The organism is Citricoccus alkalitolerans (assembly GCF_039528175.1).
GTDB lineage: Bacteria > Actinomycetota > Actinomycetes > Actinomycetales > Micrococcaceae > Citricoccus > Citricoccus alkalitolerans.
Map to the genome: position 1 here is coordinate 895,366 of NZ_BAAALH010000002.1, position 11,702 is coordinate 907,067.

Consider the following 11,702-nt stretch of genomic DNA (forward strand, 5'->3'; position numbering starts at 1 on the left):
TAAGGGCGGCCACCGGGAACGAACACCAAGAAGGAGTACGCATGAGCACCGTCGGGGAATCGTATCTGGTCGGATTGATCGGGGACGGGATCACGACGTCGCTGAGCCCGCCCATGCATGAGAAGGAGGGGCGCGAACACGGGCTCCTCTACCTCTACCGTCCGGTGGACGTGGCGGCGCTGGGCTTCGAGGGCCAGGCGGCGCATGACGAGGCGCCGCGGCTGATGGAGTACGGCCGGCGGCTGGGCTTCAACGCGTTCAACATCACCCACCCGTTCAAGCAGACCATCATGGAGCACCTGGACGAGGTGGACGAGGACGCCCGCAATCTCGGCGCGGTGAACACCGTGGTGTTCCGGAGCGGCCGCTCCGTGGGCCACAACACCGACTACTCCGGCTACATCACCGGGCTGAAGAACACCCTGACGGATCCTGACCTGGGGTCCGTGGTCCAGCTCGGCGCCGGCGGGGCCGGCTCGGCCGTGGCCTACGCACTCCTGCGCGCCGGGGCGAGCCAGCTCACCCTGATCGACCTCGACCTCGAGCGGGCCACCACCCGCGCCGCCGACCTGCAGGAGCAGTTCCCGGACCAGCGGGTGACGGCCCGCCCGCATGCCGACCTGCAGGACGCCCTGGCCTCTGCCACCGGCTTCGCCCACTGCACGCCCGTGGGGATGCACACCCACCCCGGCATCCCGGTGGACGCGGCGTGGCTGCGCCCCGAGCTGTGGGTCTCGGATGTGGTGTACCTGCCGGTGGAGACCGAACTGGTGGTGGCGGCCCGTGCGGCCGGCTGCCAGGTGGTGGACGGCGGGACGATGGCCGTGGGCCAGGCCCTGGACGCCTTCGGCCTGATGACCGGGCTCAGTGCCGATCCCGAACGGGTGCGTGCCCACTTCCTCGAGCTCGTCGCCGCGAAGCAGGGCTGAGAACCGACGTAGGGTTAATGGCATGAGCCAGAGTGCCCCCGCCGTCAACGCCGCCAACGCCGTGAACGCAGAGCCCATCCGCATGTCCCGCACGTCAATCGCCACCGTCTGTCTGGCGGGAACGTTCGAGGAGAAGATGCGCGCCGCCGCGGAGGCCGGGTTCGACGGGATCGAGGTGTTCGAGCCGGACCTGGTGGCCTCACCGCTGTCCCCGGAGCAGGTCCGGGACCTCGCCGCGGAACTCGGGCTGACCCTGGACCTCTACCAGCCGTTCCGGGACCTGGAGGGGGTGGAGGAGAGCGTCTTCCAGGACAACCTGCGCCGGCTCGAGGGCAAGTTCCAGCTCATGCAGCGATTGGGCGTGGATCTGATCCTGCTGTGCTCCAACGTCGGCACCGCCACGAGCTGGGAGGACGAGGTCGCGGTGGGCCAGCTCCGCCGCGCGGCTGATCTCGCCGCCCGCTACCAGATCCGTATCGCCTACGAGGCGTTGGCCTGGGGCCGGTTCGTGAACACCTACGAGCACGCCTGGTCCCTGGTGGAACAGGCCGGCAGGCCCAACCTCGGCGTCTGCCTGGACTCGTTCCACATCCTCTCCCGCCGCGGGGACGTCAGCGGCTTCCGGGCGATCCCGGGGGAGAAGATTTTCTTCGTGCAGATGGCGGATGCTCCGATCATGCTCATGGACGTGCTGTCCTGGTCCCGCCACCACCGCAACTTCCCGGGCGAGGGCGGTTTCGACCTGGTCACCTTCATGCGGGAGCTCTACGCGACCGGCTACGCGGGGCCGATCTCCCTGGAGGTCTTCTCGGACGTGTACCGCCAGACGGAGTCCGTCCGCACGGCCCGGGAAGCAATGCGCTCCCTGCAGTGGCTCGACGACGCCCAGGCGGGGGAGCTGCCCGCCCACCCCACCGGCTGGGACTTCGCCGAGGTCCGTGCCGCGGAACCCGCGGACCTGGCCGAGGTGCTGACGCAGTTGGGCTTCGCGGACCACGGACGCCACCGCACCAAGGACGTCCACCTCTTCTCGGCCGGCAATGCCCGCGTGGTCACCAATGACCGCACCGAGGCGCCGCTGGAACACGCCGGCGGCTCCGTCATCGCCTCGATCGGCCTGCAGGTTCCGGATCCCCGGACCACCGCGGATCACGCCCGTGCCCTGCACTACCCCAAGGCCTGGCGGGCCAACCGGGCGGACGAGATGGTGCTGCGCGGGGTGCAGGCCCCGGACGGCACCGAGGTCTTCCTCGCGCCAACGTCGGCCGCCGCACCCCAGTGGGTGGCCGAATACGGTCGGAACGACGGCGGCCGGTTCGCCGGCGCCGAAGCGCCCCGTGACGCTGGGGCCGGGACAGAACCGGCCGGCGTCGTGGCCGGGGACGGGTTGATCCTCGGGATCGACCACGTCAACCTGGCCCAGCCCTGGCAGTGGTTCGAGGAGGGCGTACTGTTCTACCGCTCGTTGTTCGGGCTCGAGGCCCAGGTCAGCAATGACGTCCCCTCCCCGCAGGGCCTGGTGCGCTCCGAGGTGATGCGCACTCCGGACGGTGCCGTCCGGGTGCCGCTGAACCTCATCCCGCACGGCCTGGACCCGGGACGGTCCTCCACCACGCGCACGGTCACCGGCCAGGTCGACCACGACGAACTCCGGCTGAAGGCCGCCTACCCGCAGCACGTGGCGTTCCTCGCCTCGGACGCCGTCGAGGTGGCTCGCCGCGCCCGTGCCCGGGGACTGCGTATGTTGCCCGTCCCGTCGAACTACTACGAGGACCTGGCCGCGCGGTTCGCCCTGGACGAGGAATTCCTCACCGAGCTGCGGGAGAACGACGTGATGTACGACCGGGACGAGGGCGGGGAGTTCCTGCACTTCTACACCCGCACCGTGGGCACCGTGTTCTTCGAGGTGGTCGAGCGCCGGGACGGCTACGAGGGTTACGGCGCCGGGTCTGCACCCGTACGGCTGGCCGCCCAGTACGACCTGGACCGCCAGTAACCCGTCCCCGCCCCGTTGTCGACCGCCGGATGGACGGACCGACGGGTCAGTGGACCGGAGTGCTCTCCGGTGCCGGGGCCGGGGAGTGGGCCACGGCGTCCGGTTCCTCATCGGCCGGGACGGACTTCACGAAGAAGGACCCGGCGAAGGCCACGAGCGCGATGACCGCGCCCCAGACCATAGCGTTGTGGATGCCGGTCATGGTGGCCTCGACCACCTCGGCACCCTCGGCGGTGCCGCTGAGGGTGAACGTGGTCATAACGGTGATGAACACGGCGGTGCCAGCGGCACCGGCCACCTGCTGCAGGGTGGACAGGATGGCCGAGCCGTGCGAGTACAGCCGACGCGGTAGAGAGCCGAGGGCTGCCGTCATCAGCGGCGAGAACATGAAGGACAGGCCCGCGTTGAGCATCATGTGCCAGGCGATGACGGTCCCCTGGCCGCTGTCCGCGGTCAGGGTGGTCATCCCCCACAGGGCGGTGGCGACGATGGCAGTCCCGGGGATCACCAGCGGGCGAGCTCCGATGCGGTCGAACAACCGACCGACGAAGAGCCCCATCACGCCCATGAGCAGGCCGCCGGGAAGGAGGGTCAGCCCGGTGTGCATGGCATCGAGGCCCAGCACCGTCTGCAGGTAGATCGGCAACGTGATCAGGGTGCCGAACATGCCCATCATGCCGATGCACATCATCAGCAGGGCGATCGTGAACGTGGAGGTGCCGAAGGCCCGGACGTCCAGGAGTGCGTGGTCACGCAGGCCGAGCTGGCGCCAGGTGAACGCCGCCAGGGAGAGGGCACCCACGGTGAGCGGGATCCAGGGGGAGATCAGCGCGCTGCCCTCGGCGGCAGAGCCGATGCTGCTCAGGCCGAAGACCAACCCGGCGAAACCGAGCGCGGCCAGCACCACGGAGAGCACGTCCAGCGGCAGACGCCGGGTCTCCGTGACGTTGCGGATCATCGTGGCGCCCAGGACGAGCGCGATCGCGGCGATCGGGAGCATGATCCAGAACATCCAGCGCCAGTTGAGCGCATCCAGGATGATGCCGCCCAGGGTGGGGCCGATGGCCGGGGCCACGGCGATGACGATGGTGATGACGCCCATGGTCCGGCCACGGCGGTTCGAGGGGACCACGTTCAGTACGGTGGTCATCAGCAGCGGCATCATGATGGCCGTGCCGATCGCCTGGACCACGCGGCCCAGGACCAGTGCGAAGAAGGTCGGCGCGACGGCGGCGAGCAAGGTGCCGAGCAGGAAGCTGGACATCGCGATGATGAACACGGTGCGCAGGGGCAGGCGAGTCAGCAGGTAGCCGGTGATGGGAATGACCACCGCCATGGTCAGCATGAACGCCGTGGTGATCCACTGGGCCGTGGAGGCTCCGATGGCGAACTCGGTCATCAGGTTCGGCAGCGCCACGGACATGACGGTCTCATTGAGGATCACGACGAAGGCCGCGACGACGAGCAGCGAGATGACTCGGCTGGCTCCCGGGGGAAGGCTGGAAGCCGCGGTCGGCGATGCAGCGCCGGCGGGGGTGGTCTGGGGTTTCTCGGTAGCCGGCATGGTCTACGGCGTTCCTCTCTTCACAAAGCCATGAGGAGCCGGTGGGCTCCTCATGGCGACAACGTCGGGGCCTCTGGGCCCTTGACAGGCAACCACCTCCAGTCTGCCGTTATTCCCGTGCGAGCGCCCCATCCGATCCTGCTTCGTGCGGCGAGGAGTTGGTCACGCTCTCGTGGACGTAGTGCCTGGTGCTACCGTCTGTCGCATGACGCTTCCCGGAGACTGGATCGAGCACCGTCGCGAGGACGGTGAGCCAGTCGGGTGGATCGTTCCGGACGGCGACGGGTTCCTTCCCCGGGACATCCTGGGCTTCCCGGTGGGGGCGGCTCCGGTCGACTGGTTGGAGGCGGAGGAGGCCCTTGAGGCGCGGGGCCTGGCCTACCTCGCGGACCGTCACCGATTGAGGTTGGCCGACGGGACCGAGCGTCCCGTGCGCATCAGCCAGGCCAGCCCCGACGGGATCGTGGTGGTCGCCGACGAGTTCGGGGCCGCCTCCGCCGTAGGTGCCCAGGCCGAGGTGTTCCACCTGCCGTTTCCCGCGCCGGAGGAGCTGCGCCTCAGCGTGGGCTGATGTCTTGTGTGAAGCGACGTGACGCCGGACACAACACAGGAGCGTCGATGTCCGTTAACGTGGGCGGGTAACCATCCAGAGCGACCGAGAGACCTGGCTCGTCGACGCCGCAGCAACCCGTGGCAATTCCCCAGACGGGTGCTACCGCCAGGACCGATGGAGATCCCACGGCTCAAGCGGTTCCCTGAACGATGCCACCCGAATGGCCGGCTCGCTTGGTCCCGCCATGGGAATCCTTCGGTGAGACCGAAAGGACCACCGAATGACCGCAGCGCCCCGCACCATCGCCGCCGCCCGGCCCGGCGCGAACCTCAGCGACGGCCTCCCCACGGACTACGCCGGCCTCAAGAGGCACTTCCAGCCACTGTTCGATGACATCGCGGCGGGGTCCCTGGCCCGGGAGCTGAACCGCGAGCTGCCCTTCGACGCCGTCCGGAGCCTCGACGAGGCAGGTTTCGGGACCCTGCGGGTCCCGGTGGTCCATGGCGGTCCGGAGGTCAGCCTCCAGGACTTCTTTCACCTGCTGATCGACCTGGCTGAGGCCGACTCCAACGTGGCCCACATCTACCGCTCCCACTACGGCTTCCTCGAGGCCCTGCGCTTCCAGCCGCGGGAGATCCAGGACGCCTGGTATCCGCTGGTCCTGGCCGGCGCCACGGTGGGCAACGCCTCAACGGAGAAGGGCGGCAATGCGCTGGGGGGTCTGAACACCACGCTGACCCGGACTTCCGACGGCATGGAGCTCAACGGGCAGAAGTTCTACGCCACCGCCTCCATCTTCTCCGACTACACCCGCGTCTCGGCTGCCCGGGCCGACGCTGACGGCGCCCAGCTCGACGGCCGGCAGTTCGCCGTGGTGGCCACCGATGCCGTGGGAGTTTCCCTGGAGGACGACTGGGATGGATTCGGTCAGAAACTCACGGGCACCGGCACGGCGACCTTCACCAAGGTCACGGTGCCCGCCCACGGGGTGCTCGATCGGGTCCCCGGATCCGCCGAGGCCGTCCACGAGGCCGCCTTCTTCCAGCTCGTGCTGCTGGCGGTCCTGGCCGGGATCGCCCGCGCCTCCCGCCGGGATGCCGTGGCGACCATCGCCTCCCGCAAGCGCACCTTCAACACCGGTTCCGGCCTGCCGTTCCGTGAGGATCCGCTGATCCAGGAGGCCGCCGGCCGTATCGCCGGGAAGGCCTTCACCGCCGAGGCCACGGTGCTCCACGCCGCCCGCGCGCTGGATGCCGGCATCGCCGCCGCCGAGGCCGTCGGAGCCGACCGTCCGGACTTCACCGGTGACGTGCCGGCCGAGCTCTACGGTTCCGAGCTGGCCATCGAACACGCCACCATCACGGTGCCGGAACTGGGCATCGGAGCCGCCCAGGACCTGTTCCTCACGGTGGGTGCCTCCGCCACCTCCACGAAGAAGGCCTTGGACCGCCACTGGCGCAACGCCCAGACCGTGGCCACGCATAACCCCATCGCCTTCCGGGCCCGGTCGCTGGGGGACTACTGGATCAACGGGACACTGCCCGAGGGGCTCAACGCGATCGGCGATGCGAAGGGCGGCCAGGTCTGATGGGCGCCAAGGACATCGTCTCCGGCAAGAAGCGCGTCCTGGCCTCCGCCTTCGCTGGCACCACCATCGAGTGGTACGACTTCTACCTCTACGGCACGGCCGCGGCGCTGATCTTCAACGTCCAGTTCTTCCCGATGGCCACCGAACTCGGCGGCATCGTCGCCTCCTTCGCTACCCTCGCCGTCGGGGTGATCGCCCGGCCGCTGGGAGGGATCATCGCCGGCCACCTGGGTGACCGGATTGGCCGCAAAGCGCTGCTGGTCGCGTCCCTGGTGCTGATGGGGGTGGCCTCCACCCTGATCGGGCTGATGCCCACCTTCGAGGTCATCGGTTGGTGGGCCGTCGTCGGGCTGGTCATCCTGCGGATCCTCCAGGGCCTGTCCGCCGGGGCCGAATGGGGCGGGTCCGCGCTGCTGAGCGTGGAGCACGCGCCGGCACGGCACCGCGGATTCTTCGGATCCTTCACCCAGATCGGCTCCTCCGCCGGCATGCTGCTGGCCACCGGCGCGTTCTTCATCATGCAGAACATCATGAGCGCCGAGCAGTTCGCCGCCTTCGGCTGGCGCATCCCGTTCCTGCTCTCCGCCCTACTGGTGGCCGTCGGCCTGTGGATCCGGCTCGGCGTGGCTGATGCCCCGGAATTCCTGGAGCACCAGGCCTCGGGCAACGTGGCCAAGGCCCCCCTGAAGGAGCTGCTGGTGCACCATCGGCGTCCTCTGCTGGTCACCATCGGCCTGCGGCTGGCTCAGAACGCCATCTACTACCTGATCACCGTGTACATGCTGACCTACCTGAGGGACGTGCGGGGGGACAGCTCCTCGGGCGTGACCGCGGTGATGGTGGCCTCGGCCATCGGCCTGCTCTCCACGCCGTTCTGGGGCTGGCTGTCCGACCGGATCGGCCGCCGGCTCCTGTCCGCGGCCGCCTATGCCGCCATCGGGGTCTTCGGCTGGGTCCTCTTCGCCTTCCTCGACGCGGGCCCTCTCGCCTTCCTGCCCCTCGTGGTGATCCTGGGCATCAACCTCATCCATGACGCGATCTACGGGCCGCAGGCGGCGTGGTTCGCCGAGCAGTTCCCCGTCCACGTCCGGTATTCGGGCGTGAGCCTGGGCTACCAGGTCGGCACCGTCCTGGGTGGCGGGCTGATGCCGATGATCGCCGCCCTGCTGTTCGCCGCTGGCGGGGAGGCCCCGTGGTTGATCGCCGGCTACCTGACGGTGCTGTCCGTCATCTCGGTTGCCGCCGCGCTCGCGGCGAAGGATCCGGCCAGCCAGCAACGCGGCACGGAGCTCACAGACCTGCACGCCGTCCCGGTGGTGGGCGATCCCGCACTGTCCCCCGAGCTCCATGCCACAGCCGGCACTACAGCCGGCACCGCGACTGACCCTGAACGTCCCGCCGAGAGAACGTCTGAAAGGACGACTGTATGACCCGCCCCCTCCTCCTGAACGCCTTCGACATGATGGTCCCGGTGCACCAGTCCCCGGGCCTGTGGAGGCACCCGGAGTCCGGGGTCTCCGGGTTCGACACCCTCGAATACTGGACCGGGCTGGCCCGCACCCTGGAGCGGGGCGGATTCGCCTCCCTCTTCCTGGCGGACATCCCCGGTGTGTATGACGTGTACCGGGACTCCACCGATGCCACGCTGCGCGGCGGCGTGCAGGTTCCCCTGCTGGACCCGCTCGTGGTGGTGCCCGCCATGGCCGCCGTGACCGAGCGCCTCGGCTTCGGAATCACTGCCTCCGTCACCTACGAGGCGCCCTACCTGCTGGCCCGCACCTTCGCCACGCTGGACCACCTGACCCGCGGCCGCATCGCCTGGAACGTGGTGACCTCCTACCAGGACTCCGCGGCCCGGAATCTGGGCATGGACCAGCAGATCCCGCATGACGAGCGCTACGACCGCGCGGACGAGTACCTGGAGGTGATGTACAAGCTCTTCGAGGGTTCCTTCGAGGAGGGGGCTGTGGTGGCCGACCGGGAACGCGGCATCTTCGTGGACCCGGAGAAGGTCCACCCCGTGGGCCACCGTGGCACGTTCTTCTCCGTGCCGGACCAGGCCCTGACCCATCCCGGCCCTCAGGGCACCCCGTTCCTGTTCCAGGCGGGGGCCTCGAAGCGCGGCCAGGACTTCGCCCTGGACCACGCCGAGGCCATCTTCCTGATCGGCAACACCACCTCCCTCGTCCGCCAGTGGGTGGACGGCATCCGCGCCGGGCTGGCCGAGCGTGGGCGCCCCCGGGACGCCATCCGGATCTTCACCATGGCCACCGTGGTGGTCGCGGACACGGACGAGGAGGCCCAGGCCCGGCTTGAGGGCTACCGGGAGTTCGTGGACATCGACGGCGCCCTGGCCCTGTTCGGCGGTTGGACCGGGGTGGACCTGGACGGCTCGGATCCGGACGCCCCGCTGGAGTTCATCAAGACCGAGGCGAACCAGTCGGCGCTCGCAGCCTTCACCAAGCTGTCCCCGGACCGGACCTGGACCGTGCGGGACCTCGCCGAGTTCATCGCCATCGGCGGCCGCGGACCGGTGATCGCCGGTTCTCCGCAGACCGTGGTGGACGAGCTGATCCGCTGGCAGGAGGCCACGGACGTGGACGGCTTCAACATCTCGGCGGCCGTGCGTCCGGCGGACCTCGAGCGGTTCTCAGATCTGGTGTCCCCTGAGCTGCGGCGGCGCGGACTGCTGCCGGACGAGCCGGCCGAGGGGGCCGGCGTCGGGACCCTCCGTGAGGTGATCCTGGGTGCCGGCCCGCGCCTGGCGGACGACCATCGCGGTGCCGCCTTCCGGCGCTGATGAACGCCCGGATTCCGCCCGCCGGGTAACCGCAGGGGGTGCCGGCGTGACATGACGTACGGTCGAACTGAATGCGTCATCGACTCCGAAAGAGGACTCCATGTCTACGTCTCCCTCCGTGCGCGGTGGTGCCCGTCCTCCGCGCCAGCCCAAGCCGCCGGTCCTGCTCGAGGTGGTCGCCACCGAGCGGATCAGCGCGCACCTGGTGCGCCTGACGCTGGGCGGGCCGGGGTTCGCGGACTACCAGGACAAGGACGCCACGGACAAGTACATCAAGCTGATGTTCGCGGACCCGGCGCTGGGCCTGACGATGCCCTATGACATGGAGAAACTCCGTGACACCCTGTCCCCGGAGAAGATGCCCGTGCGCCGCACCTACACGGTGCGGTCCGTGGACCACGACGCCGGCACCCTCACCGTCGACTTCGTCGTACACGGGGAGGCGGGCCTCGCCGGCCCCTGGGCGGCCAACGCCCGGATCGGCGACCCCGTCACCTTCGGCGGTCCCGGCGGGATGTACCTCCCCGACCCGGCTGCCGACTGGCACCTGCTGGCCGGGGACGAGTCAGCCGTTCCCGCCATCTCCTCCGCGCTGGAGGCCATGCCCTCGGACGCGGTCGGCCTCGCGATCATCGAGGTCACCGGGCCGGGGGACGAGGTCGCCCTGACCGCCCCGGCGGGCGTCGAGGTCACCTGGCTGCACCGCGGCGGCATCTTCACGCCGGAGTCCACCAAGCTGGCGCACGCGGTTATCGAGGCACCGTGGCGCGAGGGTGACGTGCAGGTCTTCGCCCACGGCGAGCGGGAGATGGTGAAGGACCTGCGCCGCTACCTCTCTGACGTCCGCGGGGTGGACCGCAGGCGGATGTCCCTGTCCGCCTACTGGGCCTACGGCCGCGCCGAGGAGGCCTTCCAGGCGGAGAAGAGCGAGCCGATCGGGCAGATCTTCACTGACGCATAACGGCTCTCGTCCGTCCGACGCGCGGCGGGACTCGCGAGGTCCGGCACGCGGAGGTTGTTAGACGCGCCTATCGGCTCCTCGGCGCAGACCCTAGGCTGAACGTGAGGCACGATGACGTGCCACGGGAAGGACCCATGGGGAGCACAGAAGAGCATGTCCCGGCGGCAGGGAGCGGCCAGCCGGCGGGCGGGAGTCCCGAGCCGGGAGCCGCCGAGGTCTACGAGCGGTACCTGGCGGCCCGGGAACGCTATGCCGTGGCCAAGTACGACTACAAGGCGGCGCAGTACGCCCTGAAGGCGGCCCGGTTGCGCGAGCAGGTGGCGGCCGGAGGCACCGTGGGCAAGCGCGGGAAGCGGGACAAGTACGGCAAGTACGACCACCACCACCGCCGGCGCCATCGGCATGCCGGGAACCCCGAGCACAGCGACTACGGCCAGCGCGGCCAGTACGGCCACGCGGATGGCGAGAGCGAGGAGGGCGTGGCGGGCCAGGGGGCACTGGGACCGGTCGAGACCCGTGATTCGTCGGACCGCCGCAAGGGCAAACAGGTGGTCCTGGACGTGGTCTCCACCGAGCGGCTCGGGGAGCACTTCCAGCGGCTGACCCTCGGAGGGCCGGGATTCGCCGCTTTCCGGGACAACCACTTCACGGACAAGTACGTCAAGATCCTCTTCGTGGACCCGGTGCTGGGGCTGACGCCGCCCTACGACGTGCAGGCGCTGCGCAAGTCACTGCCGAAGCATCAGCGCCCGGTCCGCCGCACCTACACGGTGCACTCGGTGGATGCCGAGGCTGAGACCCTGGTGATCGACTTCGTACTGCACGGGGACTCTGGGGTGGCCGGACCGTGGGCGGCGGCAGCGCAGGTGGGGGATCAGGTGGCCTTCGCCGGGCCCGGCGGCAAGTACGCCCCGGACCCGACCGCCGACGCGCACCTGATGGTGGGAGACGAATCGGCCCTGCCCGCGATCTCCGCCGCGCTCGCAGCAATGCCAGAGGACGCCACGGGGCAGGTCTTCATCGAGGTGGGCGGCCCCGCCGACGAGTGGGAACTGACCGTGCCCCCGGGTGTGGAGGTAACGTGGCTGCACCGTGGCGGCGAGTACCGGCTCGGGCGCTCGCAGCTGGCGGCCACCGTGGAGGGAATCGGCCGGACCGAATGGCCCACCGGCCGGGTGCACGCCTTCGTCCACGGGGAGAAGTCCATGGTCAAACGCCTCCGCCGGCACCTGACCGAGGAACGCGGCGTGGACCGCAACATGCTGTCCCTGTCCTCATACTGGACCTACGGCAAGGCCGACGACTAAGCCG

At 69.6% G+C, this 11,702-nt stretch carries 9 protein-coding genes and 1 riboswitch; of the genes, 8 read left to right on the plus strand and 1 reads right to left on the minus strand.

Features of this window, described 5'->3' with window-relative positions:
• Positions 1–41: 41 nt before the first annotated feature.
• A complete protein-coding gene (locus ABD134_RS09995) occupies positions 42–929 on the plus strand; it encodes a shikimate dehydrogenase (protein WP_344229087.1) in 888 nt (295 codons plus the stop codon).
• A 22-nt stretch (positions 930–951) separates the two neighbouring features.
• A complete protein-coding gene (locus tag ABD134_RS10000) occupies positions 952–2,925 on the plus strand; it encodes a sugar phosphate isomerase/epimerase and 4-hydroxyphenylpyruvate domain-containing protein (protein ID WP_344229088.1) in 1,974 nt (657 codons plus the stop codon).
• 46 nt (positions 2,926–2,971) lie between these two features.
• Here ABD134_RS10000 and ABD134_RS10005 read toward each other — a convergent pair whose 3' ends face one another.
• The gene (locus ABD134_RS10005) at positions 2,972–4,489 is read right to left on the minus strand and encodes a DHA2 family efflux MFS transporter permease subunit (RefSeq protein WP_344229090.1); all 1,518 of its coding nucleotides are present in this window, start codon (positions 4,487–4,489) and stop codon (positions 2,972–2,974) included.
• A 205-nt stretch (positions 4,490–4,694) separates the two neighbouring features.
• On the opposite strand from ABD134_RS10005, the gene ABD134_RS10010 reads away from it, so the two are divergent.
• The 6 genes from ABD134_RS10010 (at position 4,695) to ABD134_RS10035 (ending at position 11,698) form a co-directional block, all read left to right on the plus strand.
• Positions 4,695–5,060: a hypothetical protein gene (locus tag ABD134_RS10010; RefSeq protein ID WP_344229092.1), complete on the plus strand. Its 366-nt coding sequence runs from the start codon at positions 4,695–4,697 to the stop codon at positions 5,058–5,060.
• Positions 5,061–5,128: 68 nt separating this feature from the next.
• Positions 5,129–5,223: riboswitch (SAM riboswitch) on the plus strand.
• Positions 5,224–5,322: 99 nt separating this feature from the next.
• The gene (locus ABD134_RS10015) at positions 5,323–6,630 is read left to right on the plus strand and encodes an acyl-CoA dehydrogenase family protein (protein WP_344229094.1); all 1,308 of its coding nucleotides are present in this window, start codon (positions 5,323–5,325) and stop codon (positions 6,628–6,630) included.
• Entirely contained in the window at positions 6,630–8,060 is a 1,431-nt protein-coding gene (locus ABD134_RS10020) for an MFS transporter (RefSeq protein WP_344229095.1), read from the plus strand. Before ABD134_RS10015 ends, ABD134_RS10020 begins: the two co-directional genes overlap by 1 nt.
• Positions 8,057–9,430 (plus strand): LLM class flavin-dependent oxidoreductase, encoded by a 1,374-nt coding sequence (locus ABD134_RS10025; RefSeq protein ID WP_344229096.1) that lies wholly within the window; start codon positions 8,057–8,059, stop codon positions 9,428–9,430. The genes ABD134_RS10020 and ABD134_RS10025 overlap by 4 nt, the downstream gene beginning before the upstream one ends.
• 100 nt (positions 9,431–9,530) lie before the next feature.
• Positions 9,531–10,391, plus strand: coding sequence for a siderophore-interacting protein (locus ABD134_RS10030; protein ID WP_344229097.1), 861 nt, complete (start codon positions 9,531–9,533; stop codon positions 10,389–10,391).
• A gap of 134 nt (positions 10,392–10,525) precedes the next feature.
• Complete coding sequence (locus ABD134_RS10035; protein ID WP_344229098.1) at positions 10,526–11,698, plus strand: siderophore-interacting protein; 1,173 nt, start codon at positions 10,526–10,528, stop codon at positions 11,696–11,698.
• Positions 11,699–11,702 lie beyond the last annotated feature (4 nt).